At 43.6% G+C, this 21,900-nt stretch carries 20 protein-coding genes and 1 tRNA gene; 13 read left to right on the forward strand and 8 right to left on the reverse strand.

The window, feature by feature from the left end:
* Positions 1 to 58: 58 nt before the first annotated feature.
* Both JC525_RS00555 and queE read right to left on the reverse strand, forming a co-directional pair.
* Positions 59 to 946, reverse strand: a complete 888-nt coding sequence (locus tag JC525_RS00555; RefSeq protein ID WP_198813111.1) for an amino acid ABC transporter substrate-binding protein — start codon at positions 944 to 946, stop codon at positions 59 to 61.
* 37 nt (positions 947 to 983) lie between these two features.
* Complete coding sequence (gene queE, locus JC525_RS00560; RefSeq protein ID WP_198813872.1) at positions 984 to 1,658, reverse strand: 7-carboxy-7-deazaguanine synthase QueE; 675 nt, start codon at positions 1,656 to 1,658, stop codon at positions 984 to 986.
* Positions 1,659 to 1,752: 94 nt separating this feature from the next.
* Between queE and queC the strand changes: the two genes are divergently transcribed.
* Positions 1,753 to 2,409 (forward strand): 7-cyano-7-deazaguanine synthase QueC, encoded by a 657-nt coding sequence (gene queC / locus JC525_RS00565; RefSeq protein WP_198813129.1) that lies wholly within the window; start codon positions 1,753 to 1,755, stop codon positions 2,407 to 2,409.
* Between the two features lie 120 nt (positions 2,410 to 2,529).
* Here queC and JC525_RS00570 read toward each other — a convergent pair whose 3' ends face one another.
* The 3 genes from JC525_RS00570 to JC525_RS00580 form a co-directional block, all read right to left on the reverse strand.
* Positions 2,530 to 3,456 carry a LysR family transcriptional regulator gene (locus JC525_RS00570; protein WP_198813143.1) on the reverse strand — a complete coding sequence of 309 codons (927 nt, stop codon included), beginning with the start codon at positions 3,454 to 3,456 and terminating at the stop codon, positions 2,530 to 2,532.
* A 257-nt stretch (positions 3,457 to 3,713) separates the two neighbouring features.
* The gene (gene uvrB, locus JC525_RS00575; protein ID WP_198813147.1) at positions 3,714 to 5,729 is read right to left on the reverse strand and encodes an excinuclease ABC subunit UvrB; all 2,016 of its coding nucleotides are present in this window, start codon (positions 5,727 to 5,729) and stop codon (positions 3,714 to 3,716) included.
* Positions 5,730 to 5,892: 163 nt separating this feature from the next.
* Positions 5,893 to 7,278 (reverse strand): MATE family efflux transporter, encoded by a 1,386-nt coding sequence (locus JC525_RS00580; protein ID WP_198813150.1) that lies wholly within the window; start codon positions 7,276 to 7,278, stop codon positions 5,893 to 5,895.
* 998 nt (positions 7,279 to 8,276) lie between these two features.
* Here JC525_RS00580 and JC525_RS00585 point away from each other — a divergent pair.
* The 9 genes from JC525_RS00585 (at position 8,277) to JC525_RS00625 (ending at position 17,055) form a co-directional block, all read left to right on the forward strand.
* Positions 8,277 to 8,353 (forward strand) — tRNA-Asn (locus tag JC525_RS00585).
* A gap of 194 nt (positions 8,354 to 8,547) precedes the next feature.
* Entirely contained in the window at positions 8,548 to 9,129 is a 582-nt protein-coding gene (gene rsxA, locus JC525_RS00590) for an electron transport complex subunit RsxA (protein ID WP_105931838.1), read from the forward strand.
* Positions 9,129 to 9,710 (forward strand): electron transport complex subunit RsxB, encoded by a 582-nt coding sequence (gene rsxB / locus JC525_RS00595; RefSeq protein WP_198813154.1) that lies wholly within the window; start codon positions 9,129 to 9,131, stop codon positions 9,708 to 9,710. Before rsxA ends, rsxB begins: the two co-directional genes overlap by 1 nt.
* 5 nt (positions 9,711 to 9,715) lie before the next feature.
* Positions 9,716 to 12,118 carry an electron transport complex subunit RsxC gene (gene rsxC, locus JC525_RS00600; protein WP_198813881.1) on the forward strand — a complete coding sequence of 801 codons (2,403 nt, stop codon included), beginning with the start codon at positions 9,716 to 9,718 and terminating at the stop codon, positions 12,116 to 12,118.
* A complete protein-coding gene (gene rsxD / locus JC525_RS00605) occupies positions 12,118 to 13,206 on the forward strand; it encodes an electron transport complex subunit RsxD (RefSeq protein WP_198813167.1) in 1,089 nt (362 codons plus the stop codon). Before rsxC ends, rsxD begins: the two co-directional genes overlap by 1 nt.
* Positions 13,203 to 13,982: an electron transport complex subunit G gene (locus JC525_RS00610; protein WP_198813171.1), complete on the forward strand. Its 780-nt coding sequence runs from the start codon at positions 13,203 to 13,205 to the stop codon at positions 13,980 to 13,982. The genes rsxD and JC525_RS00610 overlap by 4 nt, the downstream gene beginning before the upstream one ends.
* Before the next feature lie 2 nt (positions 13,983 to 13,984).
* Complete coding sequence (locus JC525_RS00615; protein ID WP_198813173.1) at positions 13,985 to 14,677, forward strand: electron transport complex subunit E; 693 nt, start codon at positions 13,985 to 13,987, stop codon at positions 14,675 to 14,677.
* 45 nt (positions 14,678 to 14,722) lie between these two features.
* Positions 14,723 to 15,436, forward strand: a complete 714-nt coding sequence (locus JC525_RS00620) for an endonuclease III domain-containing protein (RefSeq protein WP_198813176.1) — start codon at positions 14,723 to 14,725, stop codon at positions 15,434 to 15,436.
* 203 nt (positions 15,437 to 15,639) lie between these two features.
* Positions 15,640 to 17,055: a M20/M25/M40 family metallo-hydrolase gene (locus JC525_RS00625; protein ID WP_198813179.1), complete on the forward strand. Its 1,416-nt coding sequence runs from the start codon at positions 15,640 to 15,642 to the stop codon at positions 17,053 to 17,055.
* Positions 17,056 to 17,280: 225 nt separating this feature from the next.
* On the opposite strand, the gene JC525_RS00630 is transcribed toward JC525_RS00625, so the two are convergent.
* Together JC525_RS00630 and cspE are read right to left on the reverse strand one after the other, a co-directional pair.
* A complete protein-coding gene (locus tag JC525_RS00630) occupies positions 17,281 to 17,460 on the reverse strand; it encodes a hypothetical protein (RefSeq protein WP_198813182.1) in 180 nt (59 codons plus the stop codon).
* A gap of 139 nt (positions 17,461 to 17,599) precedes the next feature.
* A complete protein-coding gene (cspE, locus tag JC525_RS00635) occupies positions 17,600 to 17,812 on the reverse strand; it encodes a transcription antiterminator/RNA stability regulator CspE (protein WP_105932040.1) in 213 nt (70 codons plus the stop codon).
* A gap of 488 nt (positions 17,813 to 18,300) precedes the next feature.
* Between cspE and gloA the strand changes: the two genes are divergently transcribed.
* The gene (gene gloA, locus JC525_RS00640; protein WP_198813185.1) at positions 18,301 to 18,702 is read left to right on the forward strand and encodes a lactoylglutathione lyase; all 402 of its coding nucleotides are present in this window, start codon (positions 18,301 to 18,303) and stop codon (positions 18,700 to 18,702) included.
* A 68-nt stretch (positions 18,703 to 18,770) separates the two neighbouring features.
* Complete coding sequence (gene glpQ, locus JC525_RS00645; RefSeq protein WP_198813200.1) at positions 18,771 to 19,883, forward strand: glycerophosphodiester phosphodiesterase; 1,113 nt, start codon at positions 18,771 to 18,773, stop codon at positions 19,881 to 19,883.
* 63 nt (positions 19,884 to 19,946) lie between these two features.
* Here the strand turns inward: glpQ and JC525_RS00650 are convergent, their stop codons facing one another.
* A complete protein-coding gene (locus JC525_RS00650; RefSeq protein WP_198813203.1) occupies positions 19,947 to 20,819 on the reverse strand; it encodes a flagellar protein MotY in 873 nt (290 codons plus the stop codon).
* A gap of 388 nt (positions 20,820 to 21,207) precedes the next feature.
* Between JC525_RS00650 and rnt the strand changes: the two genes are divergently transcribed.
* On the forward strand, positions 21,208 to 21,843 hold the full coding sequence (rnt, locus tag JC525_RS00655; protein ID WP_198813206.1) for a ribonuclease T: 636 nt from the start codon (positions 21,208 to 21,210) through the stop codon (positions 21,841 to 21,843).
* The last annotated feature ends 57 nt before the right edge of the window (positions 21,844 to 21,900 follow it).

Consider the following 21,900-nt stretch of genomic DNA (forward strand, 5'->3'; position numbering starts at 1 on the left):
GTAATAAGAAACGCGGCTGATGCCGCGTTTTTTCATTGTTAAGCGCATTAAGTAACGGCTATTCTTCTTTGATCTGCTTGTACCAAAGGGATGGGTTCGACAAAGGAGTTTCAACTGGCAGTAGCGGGTTTTCTAACGTAAAAACTGTTCTCTCTGCCACATTTAAAGACGCTAAAATAGGTGCATAGGTTGAATTGAATAATTCATCGAACGATCCATCATCTATGGCTCTTTGTAAACCCGTCTCAATTAAGTTCGCTAACGTTTTATTATTTAAGCTCACAAAATAATACATTGCCGTTGGATAATACAATGCCATAGATGGCTCAAGATAAAGATTGCTACCCGGACCTTCAGCCTCAAGTTCAGCGCTGACTTCCATCACTGAACGAGGAAAAATATCGCCCTTACCCTGCCCTATCAAGTCATAGGCTTCACGAAACTCTGGCACTGTGAATACATTAAAGCCGTTTGCTTGAAGAATTTTCGTATCTGGCCATTCTTCGCCTTGAATAGGCGTTAGTTTACGCATATCGTTGAGAGACAATACGTTTTCAAACTTCGACTTTTTATTTTTGTTTATAACGAACACCCGAAGCCCGATTAGCCCTTTTGCAATGGGGATTCGAATAGGCGTTAATTCCTTTTCTCGCTGGCTATCAGTCATGCTCCACACCACGTTTACTTCTCTATTTTCGCGAAGTTGACGCATTGCTTTTCCTGTCAGAAGGATCCTGTCTGATGGACGTAACTCGTAATTTACGCCTGTTTTATCTAGGGCAAGTTTTAATAATGCAATTGGATATTGTGCACGAGCGTCTGAGTCATCAATAGGACGAGGATAATTAATAGTCCACAGCGCCCCCTGCGCAGAAGACGCTGTAAGCAGGCCACATAGAACACAAAACAAAAGGTTAATCCTTTCAAATAGCTTTAAATTAACCATTTTCGCAGCGCCATAGGTTGGTCTTTTGAACTGACATTTACTCAATACCAATATACTTGTGTGTTTGTAACGATAGTCGCCAGTTGCGCTCAATACAAGTCTTAACTGCAAGCTCTGTCGCTCGCTTTTGCTGGCTAATAGGTTGTAAACACACCTGTTTTCCTTCAAGGGAAGACACAGTAGAAAGCAGCGCGTCAAGTTCATCAACGTGCTTTTGCATGGCAATAGGATGCTTAATCTCATTGGCTCTTTCAAGCGCACTGACTAATACATCATAACCGCCTTTCATATTTATTTTTGGCGACACTGTCACATAAGTACGCGCATCACAAAGCACTTCGAACGTACCGCTAGTTTCGATTTGCGTAGAGTACCCATTATCGTGAAGTAGCTTGGTGAGCGGTCGCAAGTCGTACATACATGGCTCACCGCCGGTGATAACCACGTGTTTTGCAACATATCCTTCCTTAGAAAACTGTGCCAATAACGCCGCTTCATCAGAAATAAAGTAGGTTTCAGATTCTTGACCTTTCTTAATCACAGCCTCTGGCGTTACGCTCAAATCAGCCTTTATTTCCCACGTATGCTTAGTGTCACACCACGGGCAGCCGACAGGGCAACCTTGCAACCTTACAAAAATAGAAGGAATACCAGTGTGAGCACCTTCACCCTGGATAGTTTCGAACATCTCATTGATGTTTAGCGTGGACATTACAGACAATTTGATACCCTTTAACGATTGTGTGTTGGGATTTTACCAAGGATCACATAAAATTCGGGCATAATTTCTTAAATCTTCAAAAACTATGTCAGAAAACGTTGTTGTTATTTACTCTGGAGGTATGGACTCCTTCACAGTGTTACATAAAGCATTGAAAGAGGGAAAAAAAGTTCACGCTCTAAGTTTTGACTATGGTCAACGCCACAAAAAAGAGCTTGATTACGCTGCCAGGGTATGTGAATCCCTCAATGTTCCGCATAAGGTTGTGGATATCAGTGCCATCAATACTCTGATTGGCGGTTCGGCGTTAACTTCGGATATAGAGGTACCAGAAGGGCACTATGAAGAGCCGAGCATGAAGCAAACCGTTGTGCCCAATCGCAACATGATACTGCTCTCTCTTGCTGTGGGTTATGCAGTGAGTCTAGAAGCTAACAAAGTCTATTATGGCGCACATTCTGGCGACCACGCTATATATCCAGACTGTCGTCCTGAATTTGTCCATAAAATGAATGACGTCTGCGGTATCGCTAATTACACCCCAGTCACTATCATGACCCCTTATATTGACGTGAGCAAAACGGCGATTCTGACTGATGGTCTTTCCATGGGGCTAGATTACGGACAAACGTGGACATGCTATAACGGCAGGGAAAAGGCCTGTGGTAAGTGTGGTGCTTGTGAAGAGCGTCTCGAAGCGTTCAAAGAAAATAATGCTACCGACCCCCTTGAATATGAATAAAGGGTACTAAATAAAAGCCTCTCACTTTTGCGCTGTTGTCTGCGACAAACCAGCGTTAGGTGAGGGGCATATTTGTGCGTCTTCGATTATGAGATCTCGTTGCCGTTAAATATTGGATGGTTATTTCTGGCTCTCAGCAATGAAGTAGCTCAATTCTTTAATACAGTGACGTAATACCGGGTTCAGGCGGGTATTTTTACCGTTCATTACGAACAGTTCGTGGCTAAAATTAAATAGACTTCCTTTCGCGATAGGTACAAGCCCAAGTGCAGCACCTTGCTCTTTCGCCATATAGTCAGGCAATAATCCGATGTATTCACCAGTCATAATGGCAGACATAGCGGCATCGAACGAGTCAGAAAAGGTTTGAATCGATAATCTCGTTTCATCCTCAATATAATTGGCCGAAGACAAACCTGAAATACCGATTGCGGGATAGTCGCTTATTTTAACGCCCTCAGGTAATTCAGTATCGCGGTATTTCGCCAACGGATGCGCAGGCGAGCAATAAAGTCGTCCTTCAGTGCTAATACCGATGGGGTGGAATGTCACTGATTCTGGCTTAACCATATCATAGGTAGATACGACTAAATGGCATTCTCCCGATAGCGCCACATGTTCCACTTCGTTGTATAGCCGAGTTTGGATATTTACGTGGATATCATCAAACTTCTTCATCGTGCTTTTTACTGCCTTACTGACAGCCAAATGCATGGATAACGGCAGACCAGCCATTAATACAAGAGTGATGTGACCAGAATAGTCGTCATGAAGTGACTTCAGGTTAAACACGAAGTTGTCAAAGGCATTAAAGATACGTTTTGTTTCTTGAAAAACGACCTCCCCTTCCTTTGTCATCTGGAAACCACCGCGACCACGATGGCAGAGTACTAAATCAAGCCGTTCTTCCAGTTTCTTAATTGCAGCACTGATATTTGGACGTTGCATTCGCAACACGGGTTCAGCCGCAGTAAATCCATTGCAGCTTGCCACTGCGTAGAACACACGCAATAGCTTTATATCTGATTCTTGAAGACGGTTAAGCATATTAGCACCTGTTTATAGGTATAGTTTTCGATACTCAATATAGAACTATATGAAACTAATTGTGCTATTACAACGACATTTTACGGCTTTTCATCTCATTTCAAGCAAAAAAACCTAATACTGTGGTAACGAATCTAAGTCATTCTCAAATTAACAGTGGGTAAGATAAATTAGAAGGGGAGTAAAGAAAGGCTGATGGGGTTATTCATCTATATACGAAAACCCACATTCAGCCATGTGTTAAGCAAAAGCAATAACTAGGAGAGTGTAACGACTTGTTTTCTCAATGATTCAATATCATCACGCAATGACGCCGCTTTTTCAAACTCTAGTTCGCGGGCATATTCAAACATTTGCTTCTCAAGTTCGGTGATTTGATCCATAAGGTCAGTTGCACTGGCTGCTTTTTGTTGTTTCTTCTTCTCTTCAACTTTTCTGAGCCTTACCTTGCCAGACGCGGGATGCGCACTTTCACCTAAGTCCATGATATCGGTAATTGGCTTATTTAATCGCATCGGCGTAATATTATTCGCCTTGTTATGAGCAATTTGTTTTTCTCGGCGTCGGTCGGTTTCATCCATGGCTTTGCGCATCGATTTAGTTATGCTATCTGCATAAAGGATTGCTCTACCGTTCACATGTCGCGCTGCTCGACCTATCGTCTGAATCAGAGAACGCTCTGCACGTAAGAAGCCCTCTTTATCAGCGTCTAAAATAGCCACCAGAGAAACTTCTGGCATATCCAAACCTTCTCGTAATAAGTTTATCCCTACCAACACATCGAATTTACCCAAACGCAAATCACGAATAATCTCAATTCGCTCGACAGTATCAATATCAGAATGCAAGTAACGAACTTTAACGCCGTGCTCGTTTAAATATTCACTTAAATCTTCGGCCATGCGTTTCGTTAGCGTGGTTATCAAGACCCTTTCGTCAACTTCCACTCGTTTTTTGATCTCAGAAAGGACATCATCAACCTGTGTGGCTACAGGACGAACCTCTATTATTGGGTCTAAAAGACCTGTGGGACGAACGACCTGCTCGACGATCTCGCCGTCCGTCTTCTTTAATTCATAATCCCCCGGCGTAGCCGATACATAAATTGTTTGAGGGCAGATCTGCTCAAACTCCTCAAATTTTAGTGGACGATTGTCTAACGCTGATGGCAACCTAAAACCAAACTCTACAAGGGTTTCTTTTCTAGAGCGATCGCCTTTGTACATGGCTCCTACTTGTGAAACCGTAACGTGAGATTCATCGATGAACATCAAACCATCAGCGGGAAAGTAGTCTAACAACGTTGGTGGCGGCTCTCCGGGAGCACGTCCTGACAGGTAACGAGAATAGTTTTCTATACCGGAGCAATACCCTAGCTCCATCATCATCTCAATGTCGAATTGCGTTCGCTGCGATATACGCTGCTCTTCTATCAGCTTATTCGCTTCTTGTAGCTGTTTCTTTCTATCGCCCAACTCATCTTTTATATGCTCAATAGCATTTAGAATTTTCTCACGAGGCGTCACGTAATGGGTTTTAGGAAAAACCGTGGCACGTATTACAGACTTGTCTACAGCCCCCGTTAGGGGATCAAACAAGCTAATTTTATCAATTTCGTCATCAAATAATTCAACTCTCACGGCTTGTTTTTCAGAGTCCGCAGGAAAGATATCAATGACATCACCGCGAACCCGAAATGTACCCCGCTCAAACGCTAGATCATTTCGCTTGTATTGAAGTTCAGCCAACCGACGTAAAATATCACGCTGATCCATGGTGTCGCCCTGTCGTAAGTGCAACAACATTTTCATGTAGGATTCAGGATCGCCCAAACCATAGATGGCAGAAACGCTTGCTACGATCACAACATCTCGTCGCTCCATCAGCGCTTTAGTCGCTGACAGCCGCATTTGTTCGATATGATCGTTAATAGATGCATCTTTTTCGATAAACGTATCCGTACTGGGTACGTAGGCTTCAGGTTGATAGTAATCATAATAAGAAACGAAATATTCCACCGCATTATTGGGGAAAAACTCTTTCATTTCACCATAAAGCTGAGCCGCTAAGGTTTTATTATGCGCTAAAATGAGCGTAGGGCGCTGCACCTTGTTGATGACGTTAGCCATGGTAAAGGTCTTACCCGACCCCGTCACACCAAGAAGTGTTTGGCCGGCTAACCCACTTTCTAATCCATCTACTAAAGCTTCTATCGCCTTTGGTTGGTCACCTGCCGGCTTATATTTAGAATGAAGCTCGAACCCTCTACTCATTACTTTAACCTTTTATAGAACACGTTGAAGCTATCTGCTATCTGCTATCTGCTATCTGCTATCTGCTATCTGCTAAAACTAAATCATCTTTCAAATACACGCTGCAAGTTTGTTATTTGGCCTTTTTCTAACCTGTGAAGCTATATGAATAGTCAAAGTCAGATTATGTCTTTTTGAGTGAACTTGGCGTCTCTGCTTCAAAATCGGCAACGGCCCGTTTAAAAACAACGAAGGAAACACACGCCATTGCTATATTTGCGACAACGGTTCCTGCAAACAATCCTTTTAGCTCAAAAAGAAAACCACCTGCAATGCTGATGGGTACGAAGAAAACGAACAACCGGATGACACTTAAAAGCAATGCTGTCATTGGGCGATGCATGGCGTTCAGTGAAGAATTTGTCAGTATAATTATCCCCTGCATGCCGTAACCCAATGGCACTATCATTAGAAAGAGCTGAATGAGTACACTTACTTCCACCTCGCTGGCAAATGCCACGGCGATCCAGCTTGAAAGCGCCCACATCAGCAGAAAGATAATAAACTGCCACACAATGACAAATTTTAAGGTGAGTGAATACGCTTTCTTAACACGGTCGATCTGCCCCGCCCCAACATTTTGACTAATAAAAGGCGGCAACGTCATGGATAAGGCTAACACAACAATACTGGCAATAGACTCCATGCGATTGCCTACGCCCCACGCCGCCACAGCCTCGGCGCCATAACTGGCAACAAATGCAGTCATGACTCCACCGGCTATGGGTGTTAGCATGTTAGCGCCAGCGGCGGGTAATCCTATTTTTAAAATCTCTCGGCTGCTATCGCGTAACTCAGTGACAGTAAGTAGTCGGGGCAGCATCAACTTGCGACGAACAGCCAAAATATAGAGTATCCAAAGAGCACCTACTATCCACGCGATAAACGTGGCAAGCGCAGCGCCTTTTATACCCATTGCCGGAATAGGACCCAAACCAAAGATAAAAATAGGGTCAAGCAACGCATTTAGCCCGCCACCTGCTGCCATAACAATACTTGGCGTTCGCGTATCACCGCAGGCGCGTAATACGCTATTACCCACCATAGGCATAGCTAGGAAAATGCTAGATAAATACCATAACCCCATATAGTCAGAGATATACGGCATAAGGTTATCTGTTGCATTGAGCAATCTAAAAACAGGCTCGATAGTAAAAAGGCCGATTACCGCAAGAGCACCGACAAGCAACACAGACAACATTAGCGAGCCGGTTGCATAATGCTTAGACTTCGTTAATTGTTTACTGCCCTGTAGCTTCCCGATAATTGCAGACGTACCAATCCCTAATCCAATGTTTAAACTTATGACTGTAAACGTGACAGGAAAAGTGAAACTTATGGCGGCGAGCGGATCGGTGCCTAATAAACTCACAAAGAAAGTGTCGATAAGCCCGAAACTCATCATCATTACCATGCCCAATATCATGGGAATAGTCATACGCTTTAACGTGACACCAATCTCTTCTTCCAATAGGTCAGAAGAACGTGGTTTAGCGTTACTTTTTATCACTTGAGCTCCGGCAAACTAAAATCCTGATACAACTGTGCATTAGTGTAAAAGAGCAAGGTATAGATAGCTATGTGTATTCGACAAACAATTCAAAGGATGAGAGCGCTGTTTGTAAACACCCTTTTTTAAACGTAAAAACACATAAATTTGATAATTTTGCTCTCAATACAGGCTCAACAATACTTTTTGAACAAAGTACGCCGTAAGACGCCGCAATAAGCTGGTTACAGTTTAATGTCTGTTACGTTTCAGTTTTACTACTCACTGTTTGCACCTGCGATGGCTATAAGAGACGGTTATGCGGCGTACGATAGACACACTTATTTGTTAATGGAATGTAAGGCATTGAGAAATAAGATGGATTTCATTGGGTAGCATTTAGACATTCGTTGAATTAACACACAAGCTACTTTTTGTTCAACCGATCTGATGAGATCGAGATTAACGATCGCAAAATTAACCATAACCTTCTGATACAAAATAATTATTACCGATAAACGTTGATAAATACTGTAGATCAACTTCTCACTGATCTGGCAAAAGCACTTATAAAATTTAAGCTATCAACATAGTTATCCACAGATTTAGTGGATAACTAACGCTAGACCATATTTGGCGCGATTTTGTGCTCGATTAATCCCCTAACACGTAAGTGACGACTAACCTTTTAATCCTCAGGTACAGGTTACAGATTTATTAAAGGCTGTACATAATAACAGTGTGGAAGTATTTTTTTATTCTATTTAGTTATATAAGACCGACAAAAATGGATATTAGAAAAAGGTTGTAAATCATATTATTCAAATTCCAAAAAACGCTTAACACTTGCAATTAACGAATAATGGGTACTTATTAATCACCGCTTTCACAAGATTGACGACAAAATAAGCACAAAAGCCTCAAAAAGCTATTTTTTGCGCAGTCAGAACAAATATTTCATTTATGTTGTTGACAGTTCCTAAGTACGTCTTTAATATTCGCCTCCGTTGAAGCACAGGTCCCCCTTAGCTCAGTTGGTTAGAGCGACGGACTGTTAATCCGCAGGTCCCCCGTTCGAGTCGGGGAGGGGGAGCCACTTAGTTGGCTTCCAAATCGTCTCACCCACATCATTCTATTTTAATTCCTAAAACAACGCGTTTAGACATTAAATAACCCTAATTCAATCAAGTTGTTAAACCCGTTCTAAAAAGGGATAATAGACGCAATCTGTTTTTCTTTTTAAATCACGGGCGATGTCCGTCAAAATTCCTCGAAGGAATAGCGATATTCATGACTGAATTTTTACTGCTATTGATTGGTACAGTACTGGTTAACAACTTCGTGTTGGTCAAGTTTCTCGGGTTATGCCCATTCATGGGTGTGTCTGGAAAACTAGAGACCGCCATGGGCATGTCTATGGCAACCACATTCGTACTGACCCTCGCGTCTGCAACAAGCTACTTAGTAGAAACCTATTTACTCGCACCTTTAGGTATTGGTTATCTAAGAACGCTAGCTTTCATCCTCGTTATTGCGGTTGTGGTGCAGTTCACTGAAATGGTGGTGCATAAAACCAGTCCTACCTTATATAGGTTACTGGGCATTTTTCTTCCTCTCATTACCACTAATTGTGCAGTGTTAGGTGTTGCACTTTTGAACCTCACTGAACAACATAATTTTATGCAGAGTCTCATTTATGGGTTTGGCGCTGCTGTTGGTTTTTCATTGGTATTGGTACTTTTTGCCGCGATGCGCGAGCGACTAGCTGCAGCAGATGTACCGGTTTCATTTAAAGGCGCGTCAATAGCTATGATTACAGCAGGCCTTATGTCACTTGCCTTCATGGGTTTTAGCGGTTTGGTGAAGCTATAATGACGATGTCGACTGCTATAGTTTTTGCCGTTATTGCTATCGGTGCATTGGCCCTAATCTTTGGCCTTGTTTTAGGCTATGCCAGCATCCGCTTTAAAGTGGAAGGTGACCCGCTGGTAGAACAAATAGATGCCGTGCTTCCACAAACCCAATGTGGACAATGCGGTTATCCAGGATGTAAGCCCTATGCAGAAGCTATTGCCGAGGGAGATGACATAAATAAATGTCCACCGGGCGGTGAGTCTACCATCAAAAAGCTTGCTGATTTGATGGGTGTAGAGCCCAAACCCCTCGACGCGGCCCATGGTGAGGAAGACGTCAAAAAAGTCGCGTTTATTCGTGAGGATGAGTGCATTGGTTGTACGAAATGCATCCAAGCATGTCCGGTCGATGCAATCTTGGGCGCGGCAAAGCATATGCATACCGTCATTACCGATGAATGCACAGGGTGCGACCTGTGTGTAGACCCCTGCCCTGTTGACTGTATTGATATGGTCCCTATCACTCAAACAACTTCTACGTGGAAGTGGGATTTCTCATCATCGCCTAAAGGTGATATTCCCATTAAAATGGTGTCGTAATTGTGATGTACCCAAGCTTTGATTCAATTATAGAAACCTTAAATGCGGGAAAGACATACTCGTTTCCTGGTGGCGTACACCCTGACGATAAAAAAGCCCTTTCCAATGCGTCAGTAATCCAGAAGCCTTCTATGCCCGAACTATTGGTAGTTCCGCTTCGACAGCATATTGGTTCAGATGGGGTATGCTGCGTAGACGTCGGTGATACCGTATTAAAAGGCCAAGTTCTCTCGCAAAGCTCTTCGCCTTTTTCAGTGCCCGTTCATGCGCCCACGTCGGGTGAAATTGTCGCTATTGCGCCGCACGTTGTTGCTCATCCAAGCGGACTCACAGAAATGTGTGTTTCGATACGCCCTGACGGCAAGGATACATGGTGTGAACTGTCTCCTATTACTCATTACAGTAATGTCGACCGTAGTCAGCTTATTGATGCTATTTGTCAAGCTGGTATTTCGGGTATGGGTGGAGCAGGCTTCCCTACTCACATAAAAGCATCCACCTCAAAGCCAGTTGAATTTCTTATTTTAAACGGCATTGAATGCGAGCCTTATATTACATCTGACGATCGCCTTATGCGCGAGCATGCGTGGCAAATACGTCAAGGGCTAGATATTCTTACGCACTTAATTGGCCCTAAAGCAATCATTGTGGCAGTAGAAGATAACAAACCAGAAGCGTTTGAAGCCTTAAATATTGCGTGTCAAGATAAGAAAGATTACCGGGTAGTCAGCGTCGAAACCAAATATCCTGCTGGGGGTGAGAAACAACTCATCCAAGTTATTACTGGCCGTGAAGTGCCAAGAAACGGTCTGCCTGCAGATATTGGCGTAATGATGTTTAACGTGGGCACCTGCTACGCTATTGCCGATGCCATTTTGCATGGCAAACCGCTTATTGAGCGCATTGTCACTGTTACTGGTGAAGCCGTTGAATCACCGAGCAACTTTAGAGCATTGATCGGCACGCCTGTATCTCATTTGTTAACTGAAGCCAAATACAATTCGAAAAAGCAAAAGGCGCCCAAAGTCGTCATGGGCGGCCCCATGATGGGATTCACTCTATCAGATGCAAACATACCCGTGGTGAAAACCACTAACTGTTTGCTTGTTCCTGCAAAAAAAGAGCTCGTAGACGACAACGCAGAGCGACCATGTATTCGCTGCAGCGCATGTGCTGATGTTTGTCCAGCGTCTCTGCTGCCTCAGCAAATGTTTTGGCATGCCAAAGCAAAGGAATATGACAAGGCAGAAGAATACGACCTGTTCGACTGCATTGAATGTGGTGCTTGCGCGTATGTCTGCCCAAGTGAAATACCGCTAGTCCATTATTATCGCCAAGCCAAAGCCGAAATTCGTTTACAGCGTGATGAGAAGAACAAAGCAGAAAAAGCAAAACAACGTTTTGAGGCACGCAAAGAGCGATTAGAGCGTGAAAAGCACGAACGTGAAGAAAAGCATAGAAAGGCCAAAGAAGCCCGTTTAGCTGCGAATAAAGCGAAAGAACAAGATGTTGTAGCGGCCAACAACGCCAGTAACGGTGACGCAACAGAAGCAAAAGATAAAGTCGCCGCAGCGCTTGCTCGCGCGAAAGCGAAAAAAGCCGCTATGCAGGCTAAATCAAGTGATGAAAGTGCAACGTTGAATACTGACGAGCCAAGCACTGCGCCAGACGATAAAAAGGCTCAGGTAGCTGCCGCTATTGCCAGAGCAAAGGCGAAAAAAGCGGCGCAAGCTCAAAGTGAAAAGGTCGACGATTTATCGGCTGTGCAACCTGCTGCGCCATCGCCTGAAGATGAGAAAAAAGCCAAAGTTGCTGCAGCTATTGCAAGAGCAAAAGCGAAAAAAGCAGCACAAGCTGCTCCCTCTGAAGAGCCGTTAACCGGAAACCACTCAGACAAACACGCAGACAATCAGGTTGCAAACAAGGCAGAAGAATCTCACGCTGAAAACAATGCAGCTCTTTCAGCAGAAGAACAGAAAAAAGCGCGAATTGCGGCTGCAGTGGCAAAAGCAAAAGCCCAGAAAGCGGCTAAAAGTATGTCCGAAGATGGGCTGTCAGAATCGTCATCACTAGCACAACCTTCTTCTCAAACCATTATTGAGGCAGGTGAGCAGAAGAATGAGCAACAGGATGAGAAGCGGGCAAGAATTGCCGCTGCCGTAGCTAAAGCTAAAGCGAAAAAGCTTGCCCAAGCAAGCCAAGAAAAATCGCAACCTACCGATATCAATGAGACAGAGAGCCAGGCGAAGGGCGAGCAGAGCGAATCACCTTCGTTAGACGATGTCGAAACGAATAAGCAAGAGAGCGCTCACATGTCGGGACAAGATGAAAAGAAAGCGCGTATAGCCTTAGCTATCGCGAAAGCTAAGGCCAAAAAAGCTGCCGCTGACAAAGAGAAAGAATCATAATGAAGTTAAGTTTATCGAGTTCACCACATCAGAGGGTTAAACGCGATACGGGTCAAGTCATGCGCATGGTGATCTATGCCATGATCCCTGGAATGATAGCCCAATCCTTCTTTTTTGGTTGGGGAATGATAATACAGTCAGTGATTGCTGTAATAAGTGCTCTGGTTTTTGAAGGCGTTATTTTATACCTGAGGAAACGCCCTATAGAGCGCACACTTACCGACTATAGCGCTGTATTAACTGGGCTTTTAATCGCAATAAGCATTCCGCCTACTCTACCTTGGTGGATGACAGTAACCGGTGTTTTTTTTGCTATCGCAGTAGCTAAGCAAGTTTATGGTGGCTTGGGGTTCAACATTTTTAACCCGGCTATGATTGCCTATGTTGTTTTGCTCATCTCTTTTCCTGCCGCCATGAGCTTATGGTTACCTCCCACTACTCACGCTGGAATTACTCCGAGCTTCTTTGATTCTGTTTCGCTGATATTTACTGGCTTTACCACAAGTGGATATGACGTTACTCAGCTAAAGACGATTGCCGATGGTGTGACTATGGCCACGCCGTTAGACACGTTAAAAACCGATTTAACGCAAGGTGTCACTTACTCAGAATCACTTACTAAGCCAATTTTCGACGGCGGTTTTTTTGAAGCCGCTGGCGCAGGCTGGGGAATAGTCAGCATTGCTTATTTGCTGGGTGGACTATATTTATGGAAAACCCGTGTTATCAGCTGGCATATACCAGGCGGCATGTTAATAAGCGTATTTGCCTGCGCTTCATTGCTTCATTTAGCCAATGCTGACTACTATGCCTCGCCACTTTTTCACTTGTTCAACGGCGCGGTTATGGTTGGCGCTTTCTTTATTGCCACCGATCCTGTATCAGCATCGACCACACCTAAAGGGCGTATCATTTTTGGGGCGGCCATCGGTTTTTGGATTGTTATCATTCGGACGTTTGGTGGATACCCAGATGCTGTAGCGTTTGCAGTAATCATTATGAACATGGCTGTACCTCTTATCGATTATTACACTCGCCCACGTGTTTATGGGAAAAATGCCGATAAAGGTCGAGGTAAATCTCAATGATGAAAGACAGCTTAACCAAAAACGGCGTGATGTTAGGTACGTTTGCCGTCGTGACTACCGCGCTTATCTCGCTTACCTTTTATGGCACTAAAGATAAGATTGAGCAGCAAAAGCAACAGAAACTGCTAAGCGTGCTCAATGAAGTAGTGCCGAGTGAGTTTCACGATAACCCTCTATACGCAAACTGTACTCAAGTGACGGCGATTGAATTAGGCGCCAAAAAAGCGCACAAAGTCTACCGAGCCACATTGAACGGTAAACCGAGTGCATTGGTACTAGAGGCCACTGCACCTGACGGCTATAGCGGTGATATTGATTTAGTCGTAGGCGTCAGTGTGAGCGCATCTAAGTTTTTAAATTCAAAAAACAATGATTTAGGAAACAACGTTGATCAACACGAAAGAAAGACTACCGATAATAAAATGACGGTACTCGGCGTTAGAGTGATCGAACACAAAGAAACGCCAGGGTTAGGCGATAAGATTGAGCTTGCGGTTAGTAACTGGATCACCTCGTTTAGCGATAGACCTTTTTCCGATGACGATTTAGCACCATGGCAAGTTAAAAAAGATGGTGGCGAGTTCGACCAGTTTACCGGCGCAACCATTACACCACGGGCGGTAGTAGGCGCGGTGCGTGAAGCCTTATTGTATGCACAGGCTAACCAGGCGGCGTTATTCTCTGCCCCTAATACTTGTGAACGCAAAGATAACGCTAATACCGCTGAGCCTAACGATATTTATGAGGCACACCCTCAACAAGTAGAGGAGCTTTGAACGTGACCGATTTTCGCGACCTATCGCTACAAGGGCTTTGGAAAAACAACCCAGCGCTGGTTCAGTTGCTTGGACTGTGCCCCCTGTTAGCGGTTACCGCTACCTTTATCAATGGCTTAGGTTTAGGCCTTGCCACCATGCTCGTTCTGATTGGTAGCAACGTAACCGTATCATTAGTACGAAACCTAGTAAGAAATGAAATTCGTATCCCGGTTTTCGTCATGATTATTGCTGCGTTCGTAACTATCATTCAGCTGATAATGAATGCGTTTACTTATGAGCTTTACTTGGCCTTAGGCATTTTTATTCCGCTTATTGTCACCAACTGCGCAATCATTGGTCGCGCTGAAGCATTTGCCTCTAAAAACGGCCCTCTTGCCTCCGCCTATGACGGGCTTATGATGGGGTTAGGTTTTACTGCCGTTTTGGTTATTTTAGGTGGAATGCGTGAAATTTTGGGCGCAGGAACATTATTAGCAGGCGCTGACAGGCTATTTGGTCCAATTGCTGAAAACTGGACAATCGTGCTGTTTAACACAGAGAACCCGTTCCTACTCGCCGTTCTTCCGCCCGGTGCGTTTTTAGGCATGGGCTTGCTCATCGCTATAAAAAATATCATCGACGCTAAAATTGCGGCACAGCAAACCGTCCCAACGGAAAAAGCCGCACGGGTGCGTGTTACTGCTGAAAGCTAGTCATCCTTTACCGAGACCATAGAATAAGAGTAAGAGACCGTCTTAATGTTAGATGTTGCTAAGCCCATCTCAAAGCAAGAAAAAGTCAATGAAATCATGCGAATTTTGGATGAGCTTTATCCAGAAGTGCCCATTTTCTTAGATCATAAAGATCCCTACACTCTGCTAATTGCTGTGCTGCTATCAGCGCAGTGCACTGACGAAAGGGTAAACCAGATTACACCGAAGCTATTTGCTCGCGCCGATAACCCCTATGATATGGTGATGATGAGTATCGAGGAAATTCAAGACATTATCCGTCCTTGTGGTTTATCGCCCATGAAGTCTAAAGGCATCTGGCATTTATCCGACATGATTATCAAGCTACATAACGGTAAAGTTCCAGCAAGCTTTGAGGCATTAGAAGCGATGCCGGCTGTAGGACATAAAACCGCAGCAGTTGTCATGTCTCAGGGGTTTGGCATTCCTGCATTTCCTGTAGATACACATATCCACCGACTAATGTATCGCTGGGGTCTTTCAAACGGCAAAAGTGTGGAGCAGACAGAGCGTGACGCAAAACGTCTGTTCCCCCGAGAGAGATGGAACGATCTCCATCTACAAATCATTCTTTATGGAAGAGAATACTGCCCTGCCCGAGGATTTGACTTAAATAAGTGCGTTATTACACGAGAATTCGGCAGAAAAAGCTTTATTAACGAAGTACTCAAAGAGCAAGAGAAAAAGCAAAAACTGATGCTGAAGAAGAAGCGGAAATAAAAACGTTTTAAGAGGAGTCGAAAGACTCCTTTTTTATTTTTCCTATCTCATATAACAAGTCGCACCAAACAACTTTGCGATTAACGAACCACATGGGCTTGTGGTTTGCCTCGAAAGCATATTTCAAATTGGCTATGATAAGAATGTCCTGTTTGTGCCCACACAAATAAAATAGAAATATAAAAATAACTCACGGAGAACACATGTCTCGATTAAATACTATCGCTAAAAGCTTAGCGTTTGGAGCATTAGTAAGTGCTTGCAGCTTTGGCGTTTTTGCTGAAAGCTCGCCAATTACTCCGCAACAAAAGAAAAATGCTGAAGCACTTATCCAAAAAGCACTGAAAAGTGATTTGGGCTATCGCATTGTAGAATCGCTTACCACAGAAATAGGCCCTCGATTAGGTGGCTCTGAAGCGGAAAAACGCGCAAGAGACTGGGGTGTAGAAGTTGGTAAACGTTTAGGTTTTGATAAAGTCAGTATAGAAGAATTTACTATGCCCTTTTGGGATAGAGGTCATTTACATATTTCACTTACTTCGCCCTATGCACAGCCGCTTTATGGCACTGCGCTCGGTGGTGCTGCCCCTTCAGAAAATGAAATCAATGCAGACATCGTGTATTTCAGGGATATTCACGCCCTAACAGCTGTTAAAGATGGTGCGCTTAAGGGCAAGATTGCCTTCGTGGATGGCGATGCCATGGTGAAAAGTCAAACCGGTGCAGGTTATGGTCAAGCGAACCAACGTCGCCGTATAGGATGGCAGCATGCTCAACGCGGCGGTGCTGAGGCACTGGTAGTACGTTCAGTGGGTTCTGATTCACATCGTTTTCCACACTCTGGCATGATGAGTTCAGACGGTGATAACTGGGCAGATATTCCCGTCGTTGCTATTTCAAACCCCGATGCTGATCATTTACGTCGTCTACACAATCTTGGCAAACCACTATCACTTTCGCTTCACTCGGAATCTAAGTGGAAAGGCGAAGTAAGCAGCGGTAACGTCATTTTAGATTTAGTAGGTAGCGAAAAGCCTGAAGAAATTGTACTTATAGGTGGCCACTTAGACAGTTGGGATTTGGGTACAGGCGCGGTCGATGATGGTGCAGGTATTGCAATAACAACGGCAGCTGCGGCGTTAATTGCCTCTTTGCCAGAGCGCCCAAAACGCACTATTCGCGTGGTCATGTTTGGCGCAGAGGAAGTCGGTTTATTAGGTGCTTTTGCTTATGCAAAACAGCATGATAAAAATCTGAGCAATCACGTTTTGGCCACAGAGTCTGACTTTGGGGCTCAAACTATTTGGCAGCTTGTGTCTAATGTAAACACCGAGGCAACGGTGCTAGTAGATGAAATCGCAAAAATTCTTTCCCCACTAGGTATTGTTCGAGGCGGATCTGATATCGCCGGCGGCGGTCCGGATATTATTCCACTTGCAGCGAAAGGCGTGCCTACTATTAGATTGAATCAGAACGGAAGGGATTATTTCGATCTTCACCACACTCCAGATGACACATTAGATAAAATCAATCCAGATGAGCTTGCGCAAAACATTGCAGCCTATGCGGCTAGCATATATTTACTTGCTGATTCAGAGATAGATTTAAAAACAAAATAATCTTGAAGAAACGTCCGTTTTTTTCATTGATGCCACGTGCAACTAGGTCAGCATGCAAAACAGGTATGCTGGCCTTATTATTCGCTTAAAATACTTTTGCTAATTCCCAGCACTAGATATCAGCCAACAAAGGCCTAATACTTTAATGACGCACGTAGTTTTTTGAATTGACATAAAACTATCCCTAAGAGCATAGAGGACTTAAGGTTTGCCTAGCTTTTGCTGTTATGACGCTTTCACTAACTCAGCAACAAATCGTCTGACTTCTTCACGCGAGGTAAGAACAACATGACGGTAGGTGTTTGCCTCTTTAAAAGCAACAGTGGTTTTATTGGTAGAGATATTTGAAATTAACGCTGAAGATGTCGCGCTATTAAATGTAGAAAGAGAATGTTGAATTTGCATATTAAGAACTTCTTTATAAGTGTTGTATGTTTTGAATTCCTCGCAGGTTGGGTTAAGAAATTTTAAAACGAAAAGTAGGCTCTTTATACCTCGCTCAGCGAGTCAAAGAGCCCATATTTACTAGATAAGCGTTATGGTCTTATCGAACTACTACGTTAGCAGCTTGTGGACCTTTTTGGCCTTGTTCAACTTCGAAGCTAACTTCTTGGCCTTCAGCAAGAGTCTTGAAACCGTCAGAAGTGATTGAACGGAAGTGTACGAATACGTCCTTACCGCCAGCTTCAGGTGTTAGGAAACCGAAACCTTTTTCTTCGTTGAACCATTTAACTGTGCCGTTTACTGAATTAGACATAATAATAACCTTTTTTTAAAAAATTGATGTGTGGTGAAAATCACCGGTAGCAATAGACATAACCAAGCTAGTAAAGCAGTTGTATATCTAAATAGAACTTCAATTTGAAGGAATAAAGAAAGGTACAGCGCAGTATTAGGTAAAGCATATAACATATCTAGAGCGAGACAGAAGGTACAGGTAAAACATCGCCATGTCCAATCATTTCGCGTTTATTTTTTAGTCGCGTGATTTTAATAATGCATTTATATAATTTTTAATGGCTTAAATTAGCCAACAAAAATTGTATAACTGTCTTAAAGAGTTAACATTCATTTATTAAAGTCACACTGCGTTGTGTTTGTTGCTCTGTTCTTTATCTGTATATCACTGTAGGCCCTAAATTGATCTACAGTGTTTTCGCTTGAATGGAAAGACATTACCTACGCATTAACCATGCAGTACGCCGCAAGCTATTACTTTCGCTGTCGGCAATATAGGAGTCTGTTATGCGAATGCTTCACACTATGCTTCGAGTTGAGAATTTAGAATCATCACTTCACTTTTATACCTCGCTAATGGGTATGCGCCTTCTTCGTCAATCAGAAAACAAAGAATACGAATATACCTTGGCATTTGTGGGTTATGGCGATGAGTCTGACAGCACTGTGCTTGAGTTGACCTATAACTGGGGCGATAACACTTATGATAAAGGTGATGCCTATGGCCATATCGCAATTGAGGTGGACGATATCTACAGCTTTTGTGAAAACTTAGCGGCAAACGGCGCTGACGTTTATAGAAAGCCTGGCCCCGTAAAGGGCGGCACCACCGTGATAGCCTTTGTTCGGGACCCTGACGGCTATGCGATTGAACTTATACAAAATAAATCTTTAGCGCTCGAGCACTGATATTCACGCAATAATTGAAAGCCTAATAATGTAAAAGGCTAAAAAAGAGAAAGAAAAGGCAAATAACGATGAACACATGGGGTAGTGCAACTGTGCAGTATAAAAAGTTAGTTTTTTCAAATAGTGTGAAAAGTAAGACTATACAGAAAAGTCTTTTACCTGCTTTGCTATTAGTGTGTTCAAGTATTTTCACATCAAGTGCGCCACTTGCGAACACTGATGAGGCAAACGCAACTAAGCCCTTCACGGTTATTGCACATCGCGGCGCATCAGGGTATTTACCAGAACATACACTTGAAGCTGCTACGCTCGCTTTCTCTTTGCGGCCCGACTTTATAGAACAAGATGTAGTCATTACCAAAGACGACATACCTGTTGTTTTACATGATATTCATCTAGAAACCGTTACCGATGTTGAAGACGTATTTCCCGCTCGACACCGTGCTGACGGAAGGTATTATGCACGGGATTTTACGCTTGCAGAATTGAGAGCACTAAGAGTACATGAACGTACAGGTGGCAACGGTACACCCGTATTTAAGGATAGATACCAAGGTAAACACGCGAATTTTAAGATTGCTACATTAACTGAGCATTTTGAGCTTATTCGCGAGCTTAATCGCCAGTTTGATGCATCTGTTGGTGTGTATCCTGAAGTAAAGTCCCCGGCCTTTCACCGCGATGAAGGTGTTGATGCGAGTAAAATTGTCATCGACACCCTCAATGCGTTCAGTCTCGGCGGGAAAAATAGCAACAGCTATATTCAATGTTTTGATTTTAAAGAAGTAAAACGACTTCGCGACACATTGGGTTATAAAGGCAAAGTGGTAATGCTTATAGGCGAGAATAGCTGGGGCGAAAGTGACACCGACTTTGATTGGGTTCGTTCTGAAGAAGGTATGAACGAAGTAGCATCTTATGCTGATGGTATAGGGCCATGGTTAGGCCATCTACTGAACAACAAAGCAATGGCACAGGGGAAGATTGAGGCTGCAAAGTGGCTTGAGTTCGCTCATAAAAACGGGCTGACGATCCACCCTTACACCTATCGAAAAGACGCGTTGCCTGACGGCCTGACGAGCGAGGAAGTATTAGAAATGCTTGATAAGGTTGTCAACGCTGACGGTGTGTTTACTGATCACTTAGTTCCAGTATTGTCATGGCGGACTAGTAGGAAATAGAGGCTTAAACCTTTTCCCTCCATTTCTTATACTACTTGTGAGTTGATAATAGGCAACCAGCGCTCAAGATTTAGACAGCCGTACTACCACACGTCGGTTTTGGGCACGGCTTTCTCTGGTATCGTTTGGCGCGATGTGACGCTTTTCACCATGACCGGTAAGCTTAATTCTATCTTCAGGCACACCGAGCGTTGTGAGGTAGCTTTTCACCTCATTAGCGCGGCGTATAGAAAGCTGCTCGTTATTCCAACGGCCACCGTAACTATCGGTATAACCATCAAGAAGCACCAGTTCTAGTTCGCTGTCCTCTTTTAAATACTCACCTATCATAGTAAGGCGCTTTTGTGAGTACTTAGTAAGCTCAGTGCTGTTATTTTGATAAGACAGTACTGTATAGGCGATATCGTCGAAATTGAAAGGCAGTAAATTAGATACACACTTAACGAATTCGCGGTACACGCTCGAAAAATTGCTAGCGTTTAGCGCTACGCTGACTTGGTCATACTTATTGTACCAATCTTGATAATAGATAGTGGGCCAAAAACCTTTTTCTAGTTCAGATAGCATCGTCCATGCCGCGTCTTTAGGCAGATCACCATTATATTGTTTTCGAAGAGACATATCCGCAATAGGCTTAGGTGCAACGCCCGGCATCCACTTTGGTGGTACAGAATAAACAGCCGCCATATCAAATTTACTAGGCAGCAAATGCATGTCCAGTTCAAATTCCATATTGAGCTGTTTTGATGCGGTGCTTGTGAACATGGCTTCACCATATCCTGGCAAATCATGATTAAGCGTACACTGTAAGCGTGTTTCGGTATCGATACGCCAGCTAGAGCTCTCTATAGTCGCAGAATACTGCCGCATGGCGGCGTGGGAAGAAAGTGAACTCACCATCCCAATCAACGCGATATATTTTAATTTCGAGACCATTTCGACACCATTCCGAAAACCAAACTAAACCAGGTGCAGACTGCATTTTTCATCACCTCACCCTTTTGAAAGCCACATTTATCCACGCTGCTCAGTAAACTCAACAACCTCAATTTGCCTGACTAAAAACGATCGCCATAGCAAATACGGCAGCGTGTAGTTCCACCTATAATGTGTTTATCGTCCAAAGTGTAGAAAAGTTTAGCGCCTAATACCATTCACTTTTCTCGTTTTAGCGACTAATCTCGCCTTCATTTGAGCGTGTTCAAATTGGAACTGGCAACTCAGTAACATCCTTGCGATAATTCACCATTCACATACATTTCGCATGTTGGTGCGCATTTTAAGTCATCAACGTGTTTTTCTAATCTAGTCTACAAGAGTGTTTATGTCTGCTAACCCGCCCCTTCTTTCCCAGCGCTTCAGAGGTTATTTTCCCGTTGTCATCGACGTTGAAACAGCCGGATTCAATGCAGGTACCGACGCTCTATTGGAGTTAGCAGCCGTAACAGTCAAAATGGATGAAGACGGCATTTTGCACCCGGATCAAACCTTCCATTATCATATTGATCCTTTCGAGGGTGCGAATTTAGAGCCTGCAGCGCTAGAATTTAATGGTATTGACCCTAATTGTGCTCTGCGAGGCGCTATCGAAGAAAGTGAAGCAATGAAAGATCTCTGTAAAGGTATTCGCAAAGCACAAAAAAATGCGGATTGTCAGCGCTCAGTCATTGTGGCTCACAACGCGACGTTCGACCAGAGTTTCGTCAATGCAGCAACGGAGCGCTGTAATATTAAACGCACGCCTTTTCACCCTTTTGTATCGTTTGATACGACGAGCCTTGCTGGATTGACATTAGGACAAACTGTTCTGGTAAAAGCCTGCCGTACTGCTGGCATTGAATTTGACCAAAACGAAGCCCATAGCGCGTTATATGACGCTCAAAAAACTACCGAGCTATTTTGCTATATGGTAAACCGATACAAAGCATTGGGAGGCTGGCCTTTGGAAAGTGGAGAGTAAAGCCTAAGGCTGATTTTGCGATGATGAGCGTTTTTGAACGCAGATTTGTAAAACAAG

The organism is Alteromonas sp. IB21 (genome assembly GCF_016405965.1).
Classification (GTDB): Bacteria; Pseudomonadota; Gammaproteobacteria; order Enterobacterales; family Alteromonadaceae; genus Alteromonas.

Coding starts and splice junctions, on each gene's coding strand:
- queE (WP_198813872.1), bottom strand. CDS start 1,658: ATGTCCACGCTAAACATCAATGAGATGTTCGAAACTATCCAGGGTGAA.
- JC525_RS00625 (WP_198813179.1), top strand. CDS start 15,640: ATGTCTCGATTAAATACTATCGCTAAAAGCTTAGCGTTTGGAGCATTA.
- rsxD (WP_198813167.1), top strand. CDS start 12,118: ATGAAGTTAAGTTTATCGAGTTCACCACATCAGAGGGTTAAACGCGAT.
- JC525_RS00650 (WP_198813203.1), bottom strand. CDS start 20,819: ATGGTCTCGAAATTAAAATATATCGCGTTGATTGGGATGGTGAGTTCA.
- uvrB (WP_198813147.1), bottom strand. CDS start 5,729: ATGAGTAGAGGGTTCGAGCTTCATTCTAAATATAAGCCGGCAGGTGAC.
- glpQ (WP_198813200.1), top strand. CDS start 18,771: ATGAACACATGGGGTAGTGCAACTGTGCAGTATAAAAAGTTAGTTTTT.
- rnt (WP_198813206.1), top strand. CDS start 21,208: ATGTCTGCTAACCCGCCCCTTCTTTCCCAGCGCTTCAGAGGTTATTTT.
- JC525_RS00610 (WP_198813171.1), top strand. CDS start 13,203: ATGATGAAAGACAGCTTAACCAAAAACGGCGTGATGTTAGGTACGTTT.
- JC525_RS00570 (WP_198813143.1), bottom strand. CDS start 3,456: ATGCTTAACCGTCTTCAAGAATCAGATATAAAGCTATTGCGTGTGTTC.
- cspE (WP_105932040.1), bottom strand. CDS start 17,812: ATGTCTAATTCAGTAAACGGCACAGTTAAATGGTTCAACGAAGAAAAA.
- rsxA (WP_105931838.1), top strand. CDS start 8,548: ATGACTGAATTTTTACTGCTATTGATTGGTACAGTACTGGTTAACAAC.
- JC525_RS00555 (WP_198813111.1), bottom strand. CDS start 946: ATGGTTAATTTAAAGCTATTTGAAAGGATTAACCTTTTGTTTTGTGTT.
- rsxB (WP_198813154.1), top strand. CDS start 9,129: ATGACGATGTCGACTGCTATAGTTTTTGCCGTTATTGCTATCGGTGCA.
- JC525_RS00620 (WP_198813176.1), top strand. CDS start 14,723: ATGTTAGATGTTGCTAAGCCCATCTCAAAGCAAGAAAAAGTCAATGAA.
- rsxC (WP_198813881.1), top strand. CDS start 9,716: ATGTACCCAAGCTTTGATTCAATTATAGAAACCTTAAATGCGGGAAAG.
- gloA (WP_198813185.1), top strand. CDS start 18,301: ATGCGAATGCTTCACACTATGCTTCGAGTTGAGAATTTAGAATCATCA.
- JC525_RS00630 (WP_198813182.1), bottom strand. CDS start 17,460: ATGCAAATTCAACATTCTCTTTCTACATTTAATAGCGCGACATCTTCA.
- queC (WP_198813129.1), top strand. CDS start 1,753: ATGTCAGAAAACGTTGTTGTTATTTACTCTGGAGGTATGGACTCCTTC.